This is a genomic window from Methylomusa anaerophila, assembly GCF_003966895.1.
Taxonomy (GTDB): domain Bacteria; phylum Bacillota; class Negativicutes; order Sporomusales; family Sporomusaceae; genus Methylomusa; species Methylomusa anaerophila.
This window is the reverse complement of record NZ_AP018449.1, coordinates 4,171,944-4,191,897: the sequence shown is the minus strand read 5'-3', so window position 1 is coordinate 4,191,897 and position 19,954 is coordinate 4,171,944. Positions and strand designations below refer to the sequence as shown.

At 42.1% G+C, this 19,954-nt stretch carries 23 protein-coding genes; all 23 read left to right on the top strand.

What is annotated here, in order from left to right:
- The first annotated feature begins 17 nt into the window (after positions 1-17).
- The 23 genes from flhA (at position 18) to MAMMFC1_RS19010 (ending at position 19,866) form a co-directional block, all read left to right on the top strand.
- The gene (gene flhA / locus MAMMFC1_RS19115; protein WP_126310034.1) at positions 18-2,081 is read left to right on the top strand and encodes a flagellar biosynthesis protein FlhA; all 2,064 of its coding nucleotides are present in this window, start codon (positions 18-20) and stop codon (positions 2,079-2,081) included.
- A gap of 7 nt (positions 2,082-2,088) precedes the next feature.
- Positions 2,089-3,189, top strand: a complete 1,101-nt coding sequence (gene flhF / locus MAMMFC1_RS19110) for a flagellar biosynthesis protein FlhF (RefSeq protein ID WP_232035838.1) — start codon at positions 2,089-2,091, stop codon at positions 3,187-3,189.
- A complete protein-coding gene (locus MAMMFC1_RS19105; RefSeq protein ID WP_126310032.1) occupies positions 3,186-4,082 on the top strand; it encodes a MinD/ParA family protein in 897 nt (298 codons plus the stop codon). The genes flhF and MAMMFC1_RS19105 overlap by 4 nt, the downstream gene beginning before the upstream one ends.
- A 64-nt stretch (positions 4,083-4,146) precedes the next feature.
- Complete coding sequence (locus tag MAMMFC1_RS19100) at positions 4,147-4,773, top strand: flagellar brake protein (protein WP_126310031.1); 627 nt, start codon at positions 4,147-4,149, stop codon at positions 4,771-4,773.
- Positions 4,774-4,802: 29 nt separating this feature from the next.
- Positions 4,803-5,864: a protein-glutamate methylesterase/protein-glutamine glutaminase gene (locus tag MAMMFC1_RS19095; protein WP_126310030.1), complete on the top strand. Its 1,062-nt coding sequence runs from the start codon at positions 4,803-4,805 to the stop codon at positions 5,862-5,864.
- Positions 5,865-5,900: 36 nt separating this feature from the next.
- Positions 5,901-7,964 carry a chemotaxis protein CheA gene (locus tag MAMMFC1_RS19090; RefSeq protein WP_126310029.1) on the top strand — a complete coding sequence of 688 codons (2,064 nt, stop codon included), beginning with the start codon at positions 5,901-5,903 and terminating at the stop codon, positions 7,962-7,964.
- A 17-nt stretch (positions 7,965-7,981) separates the two neighbouring features.
- Positions 7,982-8,455: a chemotaxis protein CheW gene (locus MAMMFC1_RS19085; protein ID WP_126310028.1), complete on the top strand. Its 474-nt coding sequence runs from the start codon at positions 7,982-7,984 to the stop codon at positions 8,453-8,455.
- A 34-nt stretch (positions 8,456-8,489) separates the two neighbouring features.
- Positions 8,490-9,110 (top strand): chemotaxis protein CheC, encoded by a 621-nt coding sequence (locus MAMMFC1_RS19080; RefSeq protein ID WP_126310027.1) that lies wholly within the window; start codon positions 8,490-8,492, stop codon positions 9,108-9,110.
- Positions 9,110-9,595 carry a chemotaxis protein CheD gene (locus tag MAMMFC1_RS19075; RefSeq protein WP_126310026.1) on the top strand — a complete coding sequence of 162 codons (486 nt, stop codon included), beginning with the start codon at positions 9,110-9,112 and terminating at the stop codon, positions 9,593-9,595. Before MAMMFC1_RS19080 ends, MAMMFC1_RS19075 begins: the two co-directional genes overlap by 1 nt.
- Before the next feature lie 70 nt (positions 9,596-9,665).
- Positions 9,666-10,016: a hypothetical protein gene (locus MAMMFC1_RS19070; RefSeq protein WP_126310025.1), complete on the top strand. Its 351-nt coding sequence runs from the start codon at positions 9,666-9,668 to the stop codon at positions 10,014-10,016.
- A gap of 13 nt (positions 10,017-10,029) precedes the next feature.
- A complete protein-coding gene (locus MAMMFC1_RS19065) occupies positions 10,030-10,788 on the top strand; it encodes a FliA/WhiG family RNA polymerase sigma factor (protein ID WP_126310024.1) in 759 nt (252 codons plus the stop codon).
- A 36-nt stretch (positions 10,789-10,824) separates the two neighbouring features.
- Positions 10,825-12,453 carry a FapA family protein gene (locus MAMMFC1_RS19060; RefSeq protein WP_126310023.1) on the top strand — a complete coding sequence of 543 codons (1,629 nt, stop codon included), beginning with the start codon at positions 10,825-10,827 and terminating at the stop codon, positions 12,451-12,453.
- Between the two features lie 42 nt (positions 12,454-12,495).
- Positions 12,496-12,843 (top strand): hypothetical protein, encoded by a 348-nt coding sequence (locus tag MAMMFC1_RS19055; RefSeq protein WP_158618819.1) that lies wholly within the window; start codon positions 12,496-12,498, stop codon positions 12,841-12,843.
- 17 nt (positions 12,844-12,860) lie between these two features.
- Positions 12,861-13,427 (top strand): hypothetical protein, encoded by a 567-nt coding sequence (locus tag MAMMFC1_RS19050; protein ID WP_126310021.1) that lies wholly within the window; start codon positions 12,861-12,863, stop codon positions 13,425-13,427.
- Between the two features lie 221 nt (positions 13,428-13,648).
- On the top strand, positions 13,649-14,347 hold the full coding sequence (rpsB, locus tag MAMMFC1_RS19045) for a 30S ribosomal protein S2 (RefSeq protein WP_126310020.1): 699 nt from the start codon (positions 13,649-13,651) through the stop codon (positions 14,345-14,347).
- A gap of 82 nt (positions 14,348-14,429) precedes the next feature.
- The gene (gene tsf, locus MAMMFC1_RS19040) at positions 14,430-15,077 is read left to right on the top strand and encodes a translation elongation factor Ts (protein ID WP_126310019.1); all 648 of its coding nucleotides are present in this window, start codon (positions 14,430-14,432) and stop codon (positions 15,075-15,077) included.
- A gap of 111 nt (positions 15,078-15,188) precedes the next feature.
- Positions 15,189-15,923 carry a UMP kinase gene (pyrH, locus tag MAMMFC1_RS19035; protein WP_126310018.1) on the top strand — a complete coding sequence of 245 codons (735 nt, stop codon included), beginning with the start codon at positions 15,189-15,191 and terminating at the stop codon, positions 15,921-15,923.
- A 28-nt stretch (positions 15,924-15,951) separates the two neighbouring features.
- Positions 15,952-16,473, top strand: a complete 522-nt coding sequence (gene frr / locus MAMMFC1_RS19030; RefSeq protein ID WP_232035837.1) for a ribosome recycling factor — start codon at positions 15,952-15,954, stop codon at positions 16,471-16,473.
- A gap of 3 nt (positions 16,474-16,476) precedes the next feature.
- Entirely contained in the window at positions 16,477-16,704 is a 228-nt protein-coding gene (locus tag MAMMFC1_RS21690) for a hypothetical protein (RefSeq protein ID WP_162499703.1), read from the top strand.
- Complete coding sequence (locus MAMMFC1_RS19025) at positions 16,685-16,855, top strand: DUF362 domain-containing protein (RefSeq protein WP_126310016.1); 171 nt, start codon at positions 16,685-16,687, stop codon at positions 16,853-16,855. The genes MAMMFC1_RS21690 and MAMMFC1_RS19025 overlap by 20 nt, the downstream gene beginning before the upstream one ends.
- A gap of 118 nt (positions 16,856-16,973) precedes the next feature.
- Positions 16,974-17,759, top strand: a complete 786-nt coding sequence (locus tag MAMMFC1_RS19020; RefSeq protein WP_232035548.1) for an isoprenyl transferase — start codon at positions 16,974-16,976, stop codon at positions 17,757-17,759.
- An 18-nt stretch (positions 17,760-17,777) separates the two neighbouring features.
- A complete protein-coding gene (locus tag MAMMFC1_RS19015; RefSeq protein ID WP_126310014.1) occupies positions 17,778-18,605 on the top strand; it encodes a phosphatidate cytidylyltransferase in 828 nt (275 codons plus the stop codon).
- Between the two features lie 88 nt (positions 18,606-18,693).
- A complete protein-coding gene (locus MAMMFC1_RS19010; RefSeq protein WP_126310013.1) occupies positions 18,694-19,866 on the top strand; it encodes a 1-deoxy-D-xylulose-5-phosphate reductoisomerase in 1,173 nt (390 codons plus the stop codon).
- Positions 19,867-19,954 lie beyond the last annotated feature (88 nt).

Sequence of the window (19,954 nt, the reverse complement as noted above, 5' to 3'; positions counted from 1 at the left end):
GCTGAGGAGCGAATTCAATGGCTGTACAACAATCAGTGTTTGCCGGTATATCCAAATATAGCGATATAATGGTGGCTGTAGCGATTATTACTATTGTGATAATGATGATTATACCTTTGCCACCATTCTTGCTGGATTTATTTTTAACCTCCAATGTTACAATTGCCTTAATAATAGTAATGGTATCCATTTATAATGTTGATACCTTGGAATTTTCTGTTTTCCCTTCGCTGTTGCTTATTACCACCCTATTTCGACTGGCTTTAAACGTTTCCTCCACAAGACTTATCTTGCTGGACGGGTATGCCGGCGAAGTTATTACTGCCTTTGGCAATTTCGTAGTTGGCGGTAACGCTATTGTCGGTTTTATAGTATTTGTAATTTTAATAATCATTCAATTTATTGTAATTACTCGCGGGGCTGAACGGGTTGCAGAAGTCGCAGCAAGATTTACTTTGGATGCGATGCCGGGAAAACAGATGAGTATTGATGCCGACCTAAATGCCGGACTTATCAGCGATGCCGAAGCTAGGCAGCGGCGGAAGAAAATCCAGCGGGAAGCTGACTTTTATGGTGCTATGGATGGGGCCAGTAAGTTTGTTAAAGGGGATGCAATTGCCGCCATAATCATCATTATTATTAATATTGTAGGCGGTTTTACTATCGGTATGTTGCAGCGCGATATGGATATTATGCAGGCGCTTCAGACGTATACCCTGCTGACAGTTGGTGAAGGCCTGGTAAACCAGATTCCAGCCCTGCTTATATCAACGGCGACTGGTATTATCGTTACGCGGGCTGCGTCGGAAGCCAATCTGGGCCAGGACCTGATCGGCCAACTTGTTAGGAATCCGAGGGTTTTCTTTATTGCTGCCGGGGTTCTCGCCTTGTTGGGACTGGTGCCTGGGTTGCCGGGTATTCCCTTTTTTATACTAAGCGGTTTGGTATTCATCATTGGCTATACTTTGTATAGAAGCGCCCAGACGGAAGTTCAAATGGAAATTTCGCAAGCGGAAGAAAAGGAGAAAGCGGAAGTTAGGAAGCCGGAGAATGTGGTTTCCTTATTGCAAGTGGATCCTATGGAACTTGAGATTGGTTATAGTTTGATCCCAATGGTTGATGTGAGTCAAGGCGGCGATCTCCTTGATCGCGTTGTGATGATTCGGAGACAATGTGCATTAGAATTGGGGTTAATTGTACCTACAATCCGCATTCGGGATAATATACAGTTAAAACCTAATGTCTATGTTATTAAACTGCGCGGTATTGAAATTGCAAGAGGAGAGCTGCTGTTGGACCATTATCTGGCTATGGATTCCGGTACTATTTCGGAACCGGTGCCCGGTATTGATACAGTTGAACCGGCTTTTGGACTACCGGCACTATGGATTCAAGACTCTTATCGTGAGCAAGCCGAACTTTCCGGCTATACAGTAGTTGATCCCGTTTCAGTATTGGCGACTCACTTGACGGAAATTATCAAGTCCCACGCTGCAGAAATTCTTGGGCGTCAGGAGGTTCAGACCCTTATTGACGCAGTTAGGCAAAATAATGCGGTTATAGTGGATGAATTGGTACCAAACCTATTATCATTGGGAGAGATACAAAAAGTGTTGGCGAACTTATTACGCGAACGAATTTCCATACGTGACATGGTAACTATTTTAGAAACTATGGCCGACTACGCCCCGATCACGAAAGATACGGAATTTTTGACGGAATACGTTCGGCATTCCCTTGCCCGTCAAATATCACGACAGTACGTTATAAATAACGTTCTCACCTGCGTAACTGTTGATCCTCAACTTGAAAATACAATAACAAACGCGGTTCAACGAACTGAGCAGGGATCCTACGTCGCGCTTGAGCCGCAAACTGTACAATCGCTTATGAACAGTCTTACCAACGAACTGTCTAAAATAACAAACTTGGGTTACCAGCCGATTGTTCTCACCAGTCCTGGCGTCAGGCTATATTTTCGTAAACTGACGGAACGGGCAGCGCCAAATCTAACAGTCTTATCTTACGCTGAACTGGAATCTAAAATTGAAGTGCAAGCATTAGGGATGGTGAAATTGTAACTTGAAAGTGAAACTGTTTACTGCCCAGACGATGAATGAAGCAATGGCCCAGGTAAAACATGATTTAGGCCGGGATGCTGTTATACTGCATACTCGCCGCTTGCGTAAAGGTGGATTTTTCGGCTTTTTTGCCAAAGACATGGTGGAAGTCATGGCTGCCCTTGAGACTGCTCCTAAGATGCAAGCTGCGGAAAAAGGGATGGCGCCGGCAAATACCTCCGTAGATATTCCCAGCCAAAATGAAGCGAGATTATCGGCAATTCAGTTTGAAATGGGCCATATGCGCAAAATGGTTGAGCGTATGCTCTATCAGTTGCCTGTTGGCGATACAGCTAGTTCCCCCTTAATGGAACTTCTTGTAAAAAATGATGTTGAGCCATTGATTGCCGCTGACTTAATTAATGGTATTCCCAATGAGAAGAATAGTTTAGTAAGCAATAAAAATAATGGACGTAAGTTACTAATTGAACGAATCATGAGTTATCTTCAAAACATAGATGGAATTACTATTCCGCCGGCAGGTAAAAAAATTGTGGCTTTTATTGGTCCTACCGGTGTCGGAAAAACTACAACCATTGCCAAATTGGCCGCTAATTTTGCCATAAAAGAAGGTTACAAGGTTGCCCTGGTGACGGCTGACACGTACCGTATTGCTGCCGTGGAACAATTGAAAACCTACGCTGATATAATCGGCATACCTTTAGAAATTGTTTACACTCCTGATGACCTTAAAGCTGCTCTATATCGGCATGGAGACAAACAATTAGTATTGATTGATACTGCCGGCCGGAGTCCCGGCAATTCTCAGCAATTGGAAGAACTTAAGGAATTGCTGGCGGTTGATTCTTGTATTGAGACTCACCTTGTATTAAGCGCAAATACGAAATATAAAGATGCTGTCGAGATCGTTAATAAGTTTTCTCTTTGTTCTCCCCAGAAATTTTTATTTACCAAAATTGACGAGTCCAGCAACCTAGGTACAATATTGAATCTTTTATATCACTTTCCGACTGCCTTATCTTATATAACCACCGGACAAAATGTACCGACGGATATAGAATTGGTTGACTCTAACTGCCTGGCGAATATGATTTTGAGGGATTTATGATGCATGACCAGGCTGAAAAATTGCGACAATTGGCTTTAAGCTCCAATGCAATTACCAAAGGAACAATCATAAAAAAAAACTGCCATAGCAACAATAGCAGAGTCATTACCGTCACAAGCGGTAAAGGCGGGGTAGGTAAAACTAACTTTACCATCAATTTGGCTCTCGCCCTGGCAGATTTAAAGCAAAACGTATTGGTAATTGATGCTGATTTAGGCATGGCTAATATAGGGGTAGTGTTAGGGTGTTCCACTCCCTACAGCTTATTAAACTTGCTTGAAGACAGCAAAACCATGGGTGACATTGTATCTGACGGTCCCAGAGGTATCAAGTTTATAGCCGGGGGATCGGGTATGTATCATCTGGCTAATTTAAGCGAAATACAATTACAGTATATTATTCGACAAATTTCCTTTTTTGATGATTGGGCTGATTTTATTTTAATTGATACCGGGGCGGGGCTGAGTAAAAATGTTCTTAACTTTGTAATGGCCGCCGATGAGGTAATCGTTATTACAACTCCTGAACCTACAGCAATTACCGATGCTTATGCAATGATGAAAGTCTATGCCGGTAATCAAGGTTATGCCCCGTTGCGATTGGTTGTAAATCGAATTACTGAATTAGCTGAAGGTCAAATGGTTGTTGACAAACTAACCCAGGTATCTTTACGCTTTCTCACATTGCCTGTTAATAATCTGGGGTTCGTTTTTGAGGATCGTAATATGGTTAAGGCAGTTAAGATGCAAACTCCTCTCTTGATTTCTTTTCCCCAAAGTATAGCCTCCCGTTGTATACAGGGCATTGCCAGCCGGTTATTGAAAGGAGAAAAAACTGCACAGCCTTCTGGTATAAGGGTTTTTTTGGAAAAAATTTTCAATTTCAGGCGATAAATTTTAATGAGGGGAGGGATTCTGTATCAAAAAAAACGAATCTATTCTGAGAATTAACCAGTTAATGGATGTTATCTTACCCGGAAAAGATGGCACTTTTGAGCAGTATCGGTCCAGAGTCGAGGAGATAAATTCGCAGCGTATAGCGATTGCCATGCCAATGAAAAAAGGTGCGCCGGTATTCTTGGTGCGGGGTGAATCTTTTTACGGACAAACGGTAAGTGACGGCGTTATTTACAAGTTCACCAGCACATTTATTAACAAACTAATGAATCCAATACCTTTATGGATTGTAACTTTACCGACCGATATAACCAAAATTCAGCAAAGATCTTTTGTACGTTATGAAGCCATGATTCCTGTACGGGTTAAAATACTCGACGATGGCAATGACAATAAGGCTGATAGTGCGTTCCTGGATGCCTTGACCAAAGATATCAGCGGCGGCGGAGTGCAACTGGTGGTTAAGCAACAGCTTCCTGCGGGTGCAAAATTAAAGATTGCAATCGACTTTCCCGGGCTAGGTTCCATTTGCGTCACCGGTCAAATTATTCGGGTGCAGCAACCTCAGCCTGACAAGCCCGTATTTTGGACGGCGGTAAATTTTGTGGATATTGACGAAAAGGATCGTAACATAATTATAAAATATATTTTCAAAAAGCAATTGGAGCAACGCCGCAAAGAACTGTGACCGGCATATCTCAATTGGTAGGTGAATTCATGATACGAGTTTTGATAGTAGATGATTCAGTGTTTATGCGTAAGTTGTTAACGGATTTATTTGCTGAGGAGTCTGATTATCTCGTCGTTGATACTGCCCGTAACGGCAGGGAGGCTATTGACAAGATAAGGTGGGTAAAGCCTGATGTAATTACATTGGATGTTGAAATGCCGGTTTTAAATGGTATTCAGGCTTTAGAAACTATAATGCGGGAAAATCCTACGCCAGTGGTCATGATCAGCAGTTTGACCCAGACGGGGGCTGAGGCGACACTTAAGGCATTGGAGCTTGGAGCAGTTGACTTTGTCGCTAAAGCCAAAGGTCCGATAGCCAATATCAGCAATGTTAAGAATGAAATTTTAATGAAGTGCAGGGCGGCTGCGAAAGTAAATATAAAGCGCTTGATACAACGGCCCTATCCGCCAACTTTTAGCAGTCATTCTAAGCCGGCTGTTTCTTCACTCGCTACTCTTTCCGATTCGTTAATCGCGGGAAAAATAGTTGCTATCGGCGCTTCAACCGGCGGACCGCGCGCGTTACAAGATATTATCACCAACTTACCAGGCAACCTGCCTTGCGGTATACTTGTCGTTCAACATATGCCGCCTGGATTTACCAAATCCTTAGCGGAACGTTTAAATAGCTTATCTGCGTTAGCCGTAAAGGAAGCAGAGGATAATGATATTGTTCTTCCCGGATTGGTATTGATAGCCCCTGGCGATTATCATATGACGCTTACACGTGAAAGGGGTAAGCCGATAATAAAACTGAATCAAAATCCACCAATCGGCGGACATCGTCCCGCTGTTGATCCGATGCTGGAATCAGTTGCCCAAGTTTTTGGTAACAAGGCAATAGGAGTAATCCTAACTGGCATGGGGCATGATGGATCAAAAGGATTGCGAGCCATTAAGGACCAACATGGGTATACCATTGCCGAAGATCAGTCAACTGCAGTTGTCTTTGGAATGCCCAAAGCAGCTATTGAATTGGGTGTTGTTGATAAAATTGCACCTGTTACCGGTATTGCGGCGGAGATTGTTAAGGCAGTAACTAATTAACGAAGAATATAATTATTAATATGGAGGTGCAAAAAGATGGATGTAAATCAGTATTTGGCAATGTTTTTAGAGGAATCACGGGAGCATCTGCAGGCACTGAACACTTGTTTATTAGATTTAGAAAACGACCCTAATAATCTATCTGTACTTGATGAAATTTTTCGCAGCGCTCACACCATTAAAGGAATGTCAGCGACCATGGGATTTACTACTATCGCTGAACTGACACATGAGATGGAGAATGTACTGGACTTGCTGCGTAAAGCAGTGTTAAAAGCTGATAATGATGTAATTGACACCCTGTTCAAATGCGTTGATACTTTAGAACAGTTGATTGAGGCAGTTGCTACAAACGGTGATACATCGTTTGACATTAAGCCGTTAGTTGCTAGATTGCATGCAATCGCCAAAGGAGAAAACCAGCCCGCGAAACTTGCGGCGGCAACTGACACTACCGTATGTTTGGTAAAGGAAACCGGTACGGAAGTAGCGGTTCAGCTTACCGATACAGAAATTCATGTAGTAAAGTCGGCTAAAGATCAAGGTATGCAGACTTACGAAGTAAACATAAATTTAAGAGAAGGATGTTTACTTAAATCCGCCCGGGCGTATATGGTGATGAGCGCTTTGGATGAATTTGGCGAAATTATTAAGAGCATTCCGTCAGTAGAGGATCTGGAAAAAGAAAACTTTGACCTCAGTTTTCAGGCAGTGATAGTAACCGGGATTGAACCCGAGAGAATTGAAGATGCTCTTACTTCAATTTCGGAAATTGAAAAAGTCACTGTATTGCCAATTGCAGTGACTGAAAGTTTTCCAGTTGCAGCCAATAATAAACGTGAGAATCCTGCTGCTTTAGATCCCAAAAAAACCATCCGGGAATCTGTTGACAATTCCCAGAAATCTACAGGTGAGGCAAATAATACTACTGCTGATAAAAAACTTAAAAGCGGTCAGTCTGTGCGTGTAGATATTGATAAATTAGATTCCCTGTTAAATCTTGTCGGTGAATTGGTTATTAACAAAACCAGATTGGAACAAATTGGGATTACCCACCGGCTGACTGATTTGGTGGAAACAATTGAGCAGATGGATCGAGTTACTACTGATTTGCAGGCTGTTGTGATGAAAGTCCGAATGGTTCCCGTGGGACAGGTATTTAATCGCTTCCCCCGGATGGTGCGGGATTTGTCCCGTGAATTAAATAAAGAGGTAAATCTTATTATCCAAGGGGAAGAGACTGAACTGGACCGTACGGTAATTGATGAAATCGGCGATCCTTTGGTACATTTGCTGAGAAATTCCATTGACCACGGAATTGAGCAACCAAATGAAAGACAAGCCAAGGGCAAGAATCCCCTTGGCGAAATTCGTTTGATTGCCCATCATGAAGGAAACAATGTCATCATAATGGTGGAAGATGATGGAAAAGGTATTAATCATGAGGTTATCAAACAAAAAGCTTTAGAGAAAGGATTAATTACTGCTGTCGAAGCGGAAAAGATGGATCAATCCGAAGCCGTTCGCTTAATTTTTATGCCAGGATTTTCAACCGCTGACACAGTAACGGACGTTTCCGGCCGTGGTGTTGGTATGGATGCGGTTAAAACTAAAATTGAATCACTGGGCGGTATGGTAGACGTTGAAACTAAAATTAACGGGGGAAGTAAATTTAAGATTCGTTTACCTTTGACTTTGGCAATTATTCAAGCTTTACTCGTAAAAGTGGGCGAAGAAATATATGCAATTCCGTTAGGTTCTATCGACAGTACTATTAATATTACGCCTGATGATATAAAAACCATTCAAAATCAAGAAGTTATCTTATTACGAGGGCAGATTATCCCGATTGTCCGACTATCGACTGTCTTGGATGTTCCTGCGGCTTGTTTGAACAATCAAGAAGAATTATTCGTGGTTATCGTACATATGGGAGAAAGCCGTGCGGGGATTATCGTTGATACCCTGATTGGTCAACAAGAAATCGTGATCAAGTCACTCGGTAAGCTATTAGCTGGAATTAAAGTAATAGCTGGAGCCACTATCCTGGGTAATGGACAGGTAGCATTGATTCTTGATGTTGGGTCACTAAAGCAGTAATGAGGAGGACGGCGTAAATGTCAGAGAAGAATTTTTCCAGCAACGAAATACAACTGGTTGTTTTTAAGCTTGGCCGGGAAGAATACGGGATCGGCATTCTTCAAGTACAGGAGATTAAACGAATGACGGACATTACCCGGGTACCCCATACCCCTGAATATATTAAAGGGGTAATGAATTTACGCGGTAGTGTATTGCCCGTTATTGATCTGAAGAAAAGACTAAGTCTGCCACCTCAAGACTATACCGATGACACTAGGATTATCATTGTAAAAGTCGAAGATATCACAGTAGGTATGATAGTTGACGCTGTCTCCGAGGTTGCTGCGGTGGACAGCGATCATATCGAACCTCCCCAAACTGTAGTTGGCGGGATTGCAGCTGATTATCTTACCGGCGTAGGGAAAGCTGAAAATCGCTTATTAATTTTATTAAACGTAGAAGCTATCATCGGGATTGGGATTGGGGCGGATACCGTTAAGGCTGGCTAAGCTTAGGCAGCTTGACACTGGAGGAGTGGATATTTTGTCAGAAGATATATTGAAACTATCGGCTCTACAGTTAGATGCTTTACGGGAAATTGGCAACGTGGGCGCAGGTAATGCTGCTACGGCATTATCACAAATCATCAACCGAAAAATTGACATGACTGTTCCCCAGGTATCCATTCTGCCGCTTGGAGATGTTCCCGACGTAGTGGGGGGACCAGACGCCATGGTCGCCGGAGTTTATTTGCGAGTTTTTGGTCCTGCTCCCGGAAGCATTTTATTTCTGTTGCCGCGGGACAGTGCTTTTTATTTAGTAGACATGCTTATGGGACGTAACCACGGTGATACGCAGCTGCTTAATTCCATGGATGAATCAGCTTTAATGGAAATTGGCAATATTCTGGCAGGTGCCTATTTAAATGCACTATCTCATTTTACAAAACTTACTTTGCTGCCGTCTATTCCTGCTTTAGCAATTGACATGGCCGGAGCAATTTTAAGTGTAATTCTTATCCAACTAGGCCAAATGGGTGATCACGCTTTAGTCATTGAAACTGAGTTTACCACTGAGTTTGATGGCGTAAAAGGTCATTTCTTCCTTATTCCCGACCCCGGTTCTTTAGCAATAATTATGGCGGCAATCGGGGTGAAGGACTAATGGAAGAACTTATCAAGGTGGGAATGGCGGATTACAAAGTCGGGCACAGTCCGTCCAGTTTAATTAGTTATGGACTGGGATCGTGCGTCGGAATAGCGCTTTATGATCCGAGTACAAAAGTTGGGGGGTTAGCTCATATTATGCTTCCTGATAGTACTCAGGCCCGCTCAAATGAGAATCCCGCCAAATTTGCAGATACGGCTTTACCTTTTATGTTTGATGAAATCATAAAACTAGGTGGTGTAAAGTCTAGAATTGTCGCAAAAATTGCCGGCGGAGCTCAAATGTTTACTTTTGCGAATGCAACTGATATTATGCGGGTTGGGGAACGAAATGCAGAAGCTGTGCGCATGATTTTAAAAAAAATGGAAATCCGGCTGCTGGCTGAAGATACCGGCGGCAACTATGGACGTACGGTTGAATTAAAACTGGATAATGGAATATTTCGGGTAAAGACGATAGATAAAGGTGAAAAAGAGTTTTAAAATTAGCATCCCAATAATTTTAGCATCCAAAAGAGGGATAAGAGGGATAAGAGGGATAAGAGGGATTGGCATGATGTTTAAACTACGCCTAAGTTTTTTATTATCATTGATCACCAGCAGTTTGACTTTACTCATCGGTATTATAAATGATGGACGATTATCTACGATTTTATACCGTACCACTGTTTCGATGGTTTTGTTTGCAGTATTCGGTTATGTTTTGGGAGAAATTATTGAGCGGTTTTTTCAGCATCAGTTGAGGGACGATATTACTAAAAAAGGAAATATTGTCGATATATTAAGTGACAATACATATGATGAAACCGGCAAAACCACCAAGCATACTGCTGAGAGCCCACAATTTCAACCTTTGACTCCTGACAACTTTGAAAATATAAAGAAAAATTCAACAGTGACGTAGGGGGTAATCCGGCATGACGCCCAGGGAGGAGCAAAGGACTGGGGAAGCTAATAGCTTGTGGGTAGAATATTATACTTATCATAAAATAGAATTAAAAGATAAGATAATTGAATACTATTTACCTCTGGTAAAGCTGGTAGCGGGAAGGGTAGCTGTTAGTTTGCCGCAGCATGTAGATAAAGATGATTTAGTTAGCAATGGTTTTTTTGGGTTGTTGGAGTCGATTGAAAGATTTGACCCAACCCGGGGAGTCAAATTTGAAACTTATGCGGCAGTACGGATTCGAGGAGCAATTATTGATTCTCTAAGAGCTCAAGACTGGATACCGGCCACGATAAGGCAAAAAGCGCGTCAGTATGAGCAAATAGTAGCAGACTTAGAGCATCAGTTCGGGCGGTCTTCTACCGACGAAGAAATAGCTCAAGCAATGGGGATTACGCTAAGAGAACTTCATGCCCTAATTAATCATCTTAATACAAGTACGCTGATTCCTTTAGAGGAGTTTACCAGGACAGAAACCGCATCAGGTCATACCAACAGCCCTTCCGCGCATATAGAAGAAGAAGAGGTTAAGGAAACGCTTGTAAAAGCGATTGATAAGCTGCCGGCGAGGGAACGTTTGGTTGTGAGCCTTTACTATTATGAGGGGATGACCCTGAAAGAGATCAGTCTTATTTTAAAACTATCGGAAGCCCGCATCTCTCAGCTTCATACAAAAGCTATTTTTCGACTGCGAGGCGCGCTGTCAAGAATTAAATCCAGTTTATTGTAGTAAAGCGACGTTTTTACCCTTAGGAGGAATTTAGGCATGAGTGATACAGAAGAGCGCCTGCTGGAACAGGCAGAAAATGAAATTGACACTCTGGATGGATACTTCAATATAACGACTGATGAGCAGGGGATATTTTTAGCAGTTTTTCCTCCTCAAGGTTCTGGCAAACCGGTTAAGTCACAGGCTATCCTTGACGCTTTTTCAAACTTGGGAATTGATAAAGTTGACAATGCACTACTCATTCGTACCGTAAAAGAGGCTGCCGGAACTCCGGTTAAATTCGGGGAGAAACCCGTTGAAGCTGAACCTGATATTGAAGTAGTAGTTTCACGGGACCGGATGGAAGCCTCTTTAAATATTGTCATCCCTAAGGGATGCCGCCGTCAGGTATCCATGGAAGAGGTAATGGAAAAAATTCAAAAGGCGGGCGTCGTTTTCGGGATTGATCAGGCTATCATTCAACGAGCTTTCGAAAAACCCGGCGTTATGGTGGTTTTTGCCCAGGGGAAAAAACAAGAGAATGGTACTAATGCAAGCATCAAATATGCCATTGATTTTGAGAATAAAGGGCGTCCGGTTGAGCTGGAAGACGGCAGAGTGGACTACAAGAATTTAAATATGTTTATTACTGTTGAGAAAGATCAGTTACTGGCGGCAAAAATTCCCGCAACCCCGGGAGAATCCGGCACAGACGTATTAGGCAATGAAGTTGTCGCCAAGCCCGGCAAAGACGTAGTATTACCTCTGGGCAAAAATGTCGTCGCTATTGATAAGTATAGTATTGTGGCTGGGCAGGCGGGGCAAGTGGTGGTTCAGGGCAATAAAATACACGTGATCCCAGTCATTGAAATCAAAGAGGACGTAGATTTATCGACGGGAAATGTTGAATTTGTCGGCAGCGTAGTTATTCGCGGTTCTGTTCAAACTGGATTTAGTGTGAAAGCTGAGGGGGATGTGGAGATCGGGGGGAACGTTTGCGGCGGCATTGTTGAAGGAAAGAATATTATCATAAGAATGGGAATTCAAGGGATGAATCGCGGTTATGTTAAAGCCGGCGAAAATGTTGTTGCTAAGTTTGCCGAGAATGCAACAATAATTGCCGGCAAAGATGCTATTGTCGATGACGTTGTTTTACATAGCCGGATTAGTGCCGGCAAGCACGTTACCGTCCTTGGCAAACGTGGCTTGATTGTTGGGGGTCATGTCAGTGCCGGCGAAGAGATCAAGGCTAAAGTGGTTGGAACCAACCTGGCTACCAATACTGATTTGGAAGTTGGCGTCAATCCTGCTTTGCGAGAAGAATATCAGCAGATTCGTAAAGAGGTAAAAAAGGTTGAACTAAGCCTGGAGCAAACTCAGAAAGCCTTAAATTTACTTCGTTCTATGAACCAAGCCACCTTGCCTCCGGATAAACGCGAGATGCTGCTGAAGTTAACTAAGGCGCAATTTCATCTAATGGGCCAGCTGGAAACGATGCGTAACCGGATTACCGAAATCGAACTGCAACTTGAGGAAATGCGCCATGGACGAATAAAGGTGGCTGACAGTGTATTTCCGGGAGTGAAGGTTGTTGTAGGAACTCTAGTTAAGCCAATACGGGAACTTGTAAAGTTTGCGTCATTTTACGCCGAGGACGGGGAAGTAAAAGTTGGTTCGTATCAATAGATTCATTCTTCTTCGGCATCAGGTCAAAGCGGTGGTGATTGTATGAGCATTCGACCCATTGATATGCAAGTCGTCATTCCACGTTCAACCGACGTGGGGAGAAGCCAGCAACATATGGAAAACCAAACATCACTTCAGCAGCAACAGTTTGCAGAACAAATGCAAAAAGTATCTGCGGAACGTCAGAGCCAAGTAGAAAATGCCACTAAGAGTGAAGGCGGCAAAATAAAGAGAGAGAATGCTTCCAAGGAAAAGCAAGGAAAATCTCAACACAATTCTCAGATGAAGCCATCAGATTCTGATGACTCAGATACAACAACGAAGACGGACGCGGAAACCGATATACAAATTGATCCGGTAAGGGGTCACATCATTGACATCAAAACCTAAAATCCAGAGGTGTAATTGTGCTGACAGGAGTTATTTTTACGTTTACTTTATTATTATTTTTTGTTTTCCTTATCATATATAAAAAAGATGTGTTTATTAAAATGCTTTCCATTGATCTTACCAACCCGACCACTCAACTACAACAGCAGTTGGAGAGCACTGCCGATACGATTATCAAACAGTTGGAAGATAAAATTGTTCATCTCGAATTCCTGCTGGAAGAGGCACAAACAAAATCGAATTTACTTAATGAGCAATTAAAGCAAGCGGAATACATATTATTGGCGATGAAAAGCCGAGAAATCAAAGACCGCGAGGAAGAAGAAAATAATACAGAGTACTTAGACTGTTGTTCGCAAATAGATGAAACAAATGGAAAAAATTCTATACAAATCAGTGCCGTTCCCGACACTTTAGCGATTAACGAGTATTTGAAACATTCCAATAAAGATTTGGCTAACAATGATAGACAGAGATTGGTCCTAAGTATGTCCGCGCAAGGGTATAATGTCACAGAGATCGCTAAAGCTACCGGGATGGCAAAGGGAGAAATAATGCTATTCTTACAGTTGGGTAAGAAATAGCATTTTTCAGTATCAGAAACTATAGTTTGGTATAAGAACAGTAAAATTATGAGAAAATATAGTATAGAATATAGTATAGAATGTCTTGTTATCTTTAAAAAGATATGATATACTACTTTTCGGTGCAATTCCACACGCAAATCAATTTTGTCTCCTGTGCCTTCTTATAGGTGGCGGCAAAAAATGCGATTGGCGGCGGTAAATTAACAGGGGGTGTTTTTTTGTCAGTTATTTCTATGAAACAGCTTTTGGAGGCTGGTGTTCATTTCGGACATCAAACCAGAAGATGGAATCCCAAAATGGCTCCGTACATTTTTACGGAGCGTAACGGTATCTACATTATTGATCTGCAAAAGACCGTTAAAAAGGTAGAGGATGCATACAACTTTGTGCGGGATATCGCGGCTCAAGGTCAGACAATTTTGTTTGTTGGTACAAAAAAGCAAGCACAAGACGCGGTAAAAGAAGAGGCCATCAAATGTGAAATGTTTTATGTGAATGAAAGATGGCTTGGCGGAATGCTTACTAATTTCCAAACCATTCAAAGACGCATTAATCGTCTGCGAGAATTGGAAGACATGGAAATCAAAGGTGTTTTTGAAGTACTTCCCAAAAAAGAAGTGATTACACTTCGCCATGAAATGGAAAGATTACAGAAATTTCTTGGTGGTATAAAAAGTATGCAAAAGCTTCCCGGCGCTTTGTTTGTTATTGATCCCCGCAAAGAGCGCATCGCGGTGGCCGAAGCGCGCAAGTTAAGCATTCCAATTATCGGGATAGTTGATACCAACTGTGACCCGGATGAAATTGATTATATTATCCCGGGGAATGACGACGCAATCCGGGCGGTTAAGCTATTAACCGCAAAAATGGCTGACGCTGTACTCGAAGGGCGCCAAGGCGAACAAATGACTGAATAAATTATTGAAAGGTAGGGGGGATGACATTTTTGCCTCCTTACCTTTTTGACAGTAGAAAAGGATATAATGGGAGGATTGGCATATGGTAACGGCTGAAATGGTTAAGGAACTGCGTGAGCGTACCGGCGCTGGTATGATGGATTGTAAAAAAGCTCTTACTGAAACAAATGGAGACTTAGATAAAGCGATAGATTTTTTAAGAGAAAAAGGCTTGGCTGCTGCTGCCAAAAAATCCAGTCGGATTGCATCCGAAGGACTTGTTGAGTCTTATATACACGGCGGCGGACGAATAGGGGTATTGTTGGAGGTTAATTGCGAAACTGACTTTGTAGCCAAGACGGACGATTTTAAAGCTCTAGTCCGTGATATCGCTATGCAGATTGCTGCCGCTAATCCAACTTATGTAGCAAGGCAGGAAGTATCTGAAGCTATTCTCAATCACGAGCGGGAGATTTTGCGAGCCCAAGCTCTCAATGAAGGAAAACCTGCTCATATTGTTGAGAAAATGATTGAAGGTCGTTTGGAGAAATTTTATAAGGAAGTATGTTTATTGGAACAGCCTTATATTAAAGATCCTGATAAAACTCTCCAACAGCTTATTACAGAAAGCATTGCTAAAATAGGTGAAAATATTTCAGTCCGTAGATTTGCCAGATTTCAGCTGGGTGAAGGACTTGAGAAAAAATCTAACGATTTTGCCGCCGAAGTTATGGCTGCAGTTAAGAAGTAAGAGAACACAGTGTGTTCTCTTTTTTCTAAAAAAATTACACTAAATATACACTAACATAAAGGATTATTAATTTACCTGTAGAAAATACTTTTCTAAAGGAGGTTTCCCCTCTTGACTACAGTTACATACAAGCGCGTAGTCTTAAAATTAAGTGGTGAAGCTTTGGCTGGAACGCAAGGCTATGGTATAGATCCTATTGTTGTTGATTTAATTGCGAAAGAAATAAAAGAAGTTAAATCCTATGGACTGGACATTGCCATAGTTGTTGGCGGTGGAAACATCTGGCGTGGTTTGGCTGGAAGTGCCAAAGGAATGGATAGAGCTACAGCCGACTACATGGGTATGTTAGCCACAGTAATGAATGCGTTGGCTTTACAGGATGCCTTGGAGCATTGTGGTGTTGATTCCAGGGTGCAAAGTGCGATTAATATGCAGCAGGTTGCCGAGCCCTACATCAGGCGGAGGGCCATACGGCATATGGAAAAAGGGCGCGTTGTTATATTTGCTGCCGGTACCGGGAATCCTTATTTTTCGACAGATACTGCTGCGGCGCTCCGAGCTGCTGAAATAGAAGCCGACGTTATACTTATGGCTAAGAAAAATGCAGATGGAGTTTATGATTCTGACCCCCGCTATAATCCTGAAGCCAAAAAATTTAAAGAACTTGATCATATTGAGATATTAATGCGAGGATTAGGCGTAATGGATTCTACGGCAACCTCGCTGTGTATGGATAATAAGATACCCATTCTGGTATTTAGTATTGACGAGCCGGGTAATATCTTAAAAGCGGCTCTCGGCAAGGATATCGGAACTATTGTGGGGGGAGAAAAGAGTGACAGTTAAGGATATCTTTGAAAGTCATGAAGATAAAATGAAAAAAGCAATGGATGCCTTGCGTAAAGAGTATGGTACCTTACGAGCAGGCAGGGCCACGCCGGCACTTTTAGAAAAGATAGTAGTTGACTATTACGGTACACCGACACCAATTAATCAGGTCGCCAATGTATCAGTTCCAGAACCGAGAATGATCGTGATCCAGCCTTGGGAAAAGAATATGCTGGCGGCAATTGACAAAGCCATACAGAAATCGGATTTAGGTTTAACTCCCAATAGCGACGGCTCTGTGATAAGATTGACCATACCACAGCTAACCCAGCAGCGTCGTACGGAGCTTGTAAAGGTTGTACACAAAAAAGCCGAAGAAACCCGGGTAGCTATTCGAAATTTACGTCGGGACGCTAACGATACTATTAAAAAACTTGAAAAAGACAAAACGATTTCTGAAGATGATACTAAAAAGGCTCAGGATGATATTCAGAAATTGACTGATAAATTTATTAAAGAAATTGATCAAGTGATGACAGGGAAAGAAAAAGAAATTATGGAAGTGTAATGAGTGAATTATATTGGTCAACATTTATCAGATGCGATTCAGGATCTAGATGCAGCGAACACTAAATACATTGTTCAATATACTTCACCCGCCCGTAAACATTTCTGTCTTGACTCAGATACTTTCTACGTTATTCAGCAACGATTAAATGCTGATGGTACTATTTGTTTGATAGCTGCTGCTAAAATGGGAAAGGAGGTGTTTCTAAATCATGGCATACAAAATTACTGAAGAGTGTGTTGCATGCGGTTCTTGTGCGGCCACTTGCCCGGTTGGTGCGATCCAAGAAGGGGAACCAACTTATGTGATTACAGATGAGTGTGTTGAATGTGGTGCCTGTGAGGCGGTTTGCCCTACTGGTGCAATTAAAGCTCCAGAATAATTTAAACCCCCCTCGCGAGAGGGGGTTTAAATTTAACTCGGTTGTGCCAAAATATAGTCAATCATTACAGACCACTAATTTGACCAGTTTTTTTTTAACATGGCTGGAGGGCTATAGGGTGTGGAAAAAGTGGCTTGGCCGTAATAAAAACAGTTCAGAGGGAAAAATATCTAATTATGATCTGATTGACAAAAATAGGCTGCCAAAACATATTGCTGTAATTATGGACGGTAATGGACGCTGGGCACAAAAGCGTGGTTTACCGCGTACATTTGGACATCGCGCCGGCGCGGAAACATTACGGGAAATTGTTAAGGCGTCATCTGAAATCGGTTTACAAGTTTTAACTGCTTATGCGTTTTCTACGGAAAACTGGAAGCGGCCCGCTGAAGAAGTTAATATCCTTATGACACTTTTGTCAGAATACCTCGACAATGAAATCGAGGAATTACATGAAAATAATGTACAGATCCGATTTATCGGAAAAGTTGAAGAATTAACATTTAACCTGCAAAAGAAAATTGAAAAAGCTCAGACGCATACAGCCGACAATAATGGATTAACATTAAATCTTGCTGTAAATTACGGTGGTCGTGCCGAAATTACACGTGCTGTAAAGAAAATTGCACAAAAAGTGCACAACGGTGAGTTAGCGTTTGATGAGATAAAGGAATCTACCATTCAGGCATATTTATATACTGCAGATTTACCAGACCCTGATCTATTAATCCGACCTAGCGGTGACTGCCGGATAAGCAATTATTTGCTTTGGCAATTAGCCTATTCCGAGTTTTGGTTTACTAATACGAACTGGCCTGACTTTAAACCGGAGCACTTGATTCAAGCAATTATTGACTATCAACAACGCGACAGAAGATTTGGCGGTTTAACCAAAAATAAATGAAGGTTGGCAGGTGGCTCGATGCTTGGCAAAAGAATACTAACGGCAATTGTTGGAATACCGATTATAATATATGCCATTAATTACGGACAATGGGTGTTTGCGATCGCCGTAATGTTGCTGGCGCTGATTGCTTGGCATGAGTACTCAACAATGATGAAGAAAAAAGAGATAAATGTTGGGTATTACCCGGGTATGATAATAATTGTTTTTTTTGTTGGTTGTTCCTGGCTAGGAAATGCTGACGAAACTATTCTGGTTATCATGCTACTTATTATTTATGTGCTGGCCGGAACTGTTTTTTCGTATTCTCATTTTTCCATTGCTGACGCGGCTTTTACTGTTTTGGGAATTTGTTATATTGGTTTAACTTTTGCCCATCTTCTTATGTTACGGTTTACTGAGCAATCCCAATATATCAATACAAACATGGGAGAATTATCAGTTGGTGCTATTTACGTATGGCTGGCATTCATAGGTACTTGGGCTAGCGATACGTTTGCTTTTTTTATTGGTTCCAAGCTTGGCAGACACAGGCTTTGTCCGGCTGTTAGCCCCGGCAAAACATATGAAGGAGTTATTGGGGGATTCATCGGTAGTCTGACAGGAGTCTTGGCATTTGGATCCCTAGCTTATCTTCCGTATATCCATTTAGTATTAATTGGGTTATTGATTGGAATTGCCGCGCCTCTAGGCGACTTAGTTGAGTCCGCTTTAAAAAGATATGCTGGCGTAAAAGATTCAGGAAACATCTTACCGGGACATGGGGGCATTCTTGACCGGTTTGATGCTATGATGATAACAGTTCCCGCAGTATTTTATTACATAAATTTTTTCGTTCTCCATTAAGTTTATAAGTTCTTGTTTGGGAAGCGCGCAGTTTTACTGATTTTTATTTTTAATAGGGGAAATAGGAGACATAGGAGACATTGGCAGCATGAGATATGTTTCAATTTTAGGAAGTACAGGTTCAATCGGAACCCAAGCTTTGACAGTTATCTCCAAGAACCCAGCAACGCTTTCTATCAGTGCTTTGGCAGCTTACCACAATGATCAAATGCTTGAGGAACAGATTGAGTATTTTAAACCCGCAATAGCTGTATTGGTAGACAAACAGGCAGCGGACCGTCTTGTTCGCAGGTATCGTGGCTCTACCCTGATACTAACCGGTGAGGAAGGGTTGCTGGCGGCGGCTACGGAAAAATCTACTCATATAGTATTGACGGCATTAGTGGGCTTTGCCGGCCTGAAGCCGACGATAGCAGCCATAGAAAACGGGAAAGATATTGCATTTGCTAATAAAGAAACTTTGGTGGCGGCAGGCGAACTTGTTATGAAGCTCGCTAAGCGTTATAATGTTCGTATATTGCCGGTAGATAGCGAGCATAGCGCCATTTTCCAATGTTTGCAGGGAGAAAATACAGAAAAAATTCGCAGAATAATTTTAACCGCATCCGGGGGACCTTTTCGTGGCTTCACAGCGGCGCAGTTGGTTTCCGTAAACGTAGCCGATTGTCTGCACCATCCTAATTGGTCTATGGGGAGAAAAATTACCATAGACTCATCTACTTTAGCGAATAAAGGATTAGAAGTAATTGAAGCCAGGTGGCTTTTTGGCGTTGATTATGATCAAATTGAAGTGACGATTCACCCGCAAAGCATCATTCATTCGATGGTAGAATTTATTGATGGGAGCGTTTTAGCTCAGCTAGGCCAACCAGACATGCGTGTTCCCATCCAGTATGCTCTTACCTATCCCGAACGACTGGTGACTGATTTCCCCAAACTGGATTTTACATCAATTGGCGCCTTAACATTTGAATCTCCAGATATTAATACTTTTTCAGCCTTAAACCTGGCTTACCTTGCAGGACGTAGCGGCGGTACTTTACCGTGCGTGTATAATGCCGCAAATGAAGTAGCAGTATACGCCTTTTTAAACGGAAAAATTAGCTATCTGGACATTCCACGGGTTATAAAAGATACCATGTCCCAGCATCAGAGCGTTATGAACCCGGATATAACTGCGATTATTTCCTGTGATTCGTGGGCAAGACAATCCGCATGTCAAATGATCGAGCATATGGCGAAAGCAATAAAGCAATGTTGATTGTTCTATAAAAATGACTATTTTTATCTTCTTTTATCTTCTTTTATCTTCTTTGCTGGTGCCGTTGCAGACAGCATGGAAGTCTGAC

Bases quoted from the DNA above. Each gene is read 5' to 3' on its own strand.
- MAMMFC1_RS19070 (WP_126310025.1), top strand. From the start codon at position 9,666: ATGATGTTTAAACTACGCCTAAGTTTTTTATTATCATTGATCACCAGC.
- MAMMFC1_RS19025 (WP_126310016.1), top strand. From the start codon at position 16,685: ATGGCATACAAAATTACTGAAGAGTGTGTTGCATGCGGTTCTTGTGCG.
- flhA (WP_126310034.1), top strand. From the start codon at position 18: ATGGCTGTACAACAATCAGTGTTTGCCGGTATATCCAAATATAGCGAT.
- MAMMFC1_RS19085 (WP_126310028.1), top strand. From the start codon at position 7,982: ATGTCAGAGAAGAATTTTTCCAGCAACGAAATACAACTGGTTGTTTTT.
- MAMMFC1_RS19065 (WP_126310024.1), top strand. From the start codon at position 10,030: ATGACGCCCAGGGAGGAGCAAAGGACTGGGGAAGCTAATAGCTTGTGG.
- MAMMFC1_RS19060 (WP_126310023.1), top strand. From the start codon at position 10,825: ATGAGTGATACAGAAGAGCGCCTGCTGGAACAGGCAGAAAATGAAATT.
- MAMMFC1_RS19075 (WP_126310026.1), top strand. From the start codon at position 9,110: ATGGAAGAACTTATCAAGGTGGGAATGGCGGATTACAAAGTCGGGCAC.
- MAMMFC1_RS19015 (WP_126310014.1), top strand. From the start codon at position 17,778: ATGCTTGGCAAAAGAATACTAACGGCAATTGTTGGAATACCGATTATA.
- MAMMFC1_RS19105 (WP_126310032.1), top strand. From the start codon at position 3,186: ATGATGCATGACCAGGCTGAAAAATTGCGACAATTGGCTTTAAGCTCC.
- MAMMFC1_RS19010 (WP_126310013.1), top strand. From the start codon at position 18,694: ATGAGATATGTTTCAATTTTAGGAAGTACAGGTTCAATCGGAACCCAA.
- MAMMFC1_RS19055 (WP_158618819.1), top strand. From the start codon at position 12,496: ATGAGCATTCGACCCATTGATATGCAAGTCGTCATTCCACGTTCAACC.
- tsf (WP_126310019.1), top strand. From the start codon at position 14,430: ATGGTAACGGCTGAAATGGTTAAGGAACTGCGTGAGCGTACCGGCGCT.
- MAMMFC1_RS19100 (WP_126310031.1), top strand. From the start codon at position 4,147: ATGGATGTTATCTTACCCGGAAAAGATGGCACTTTTGAGCAGTATCGG.
- MAMMFC1_RS19095 (WP_126310030.1), top strand. From the start codon at position 4,803: ATGATACGAGTTTTGATAGTAGATGATTCAGTGTTTATGCGTAAGTTG.
- MAMMFC1_RS19090 (WP_126310029.1), top strand. From the start codon at position 5,901: ATGGATGTAAATCAGTATTTGGCAATGTTTTTAGAGGAATCACGGGAG.
- frr (WP_232035837.1), top strand. From the start codon at position 15,952: ATGAAAAAAGCAATGGATGCCTTGCGTAAAGAGTATGGTACCTTACGA.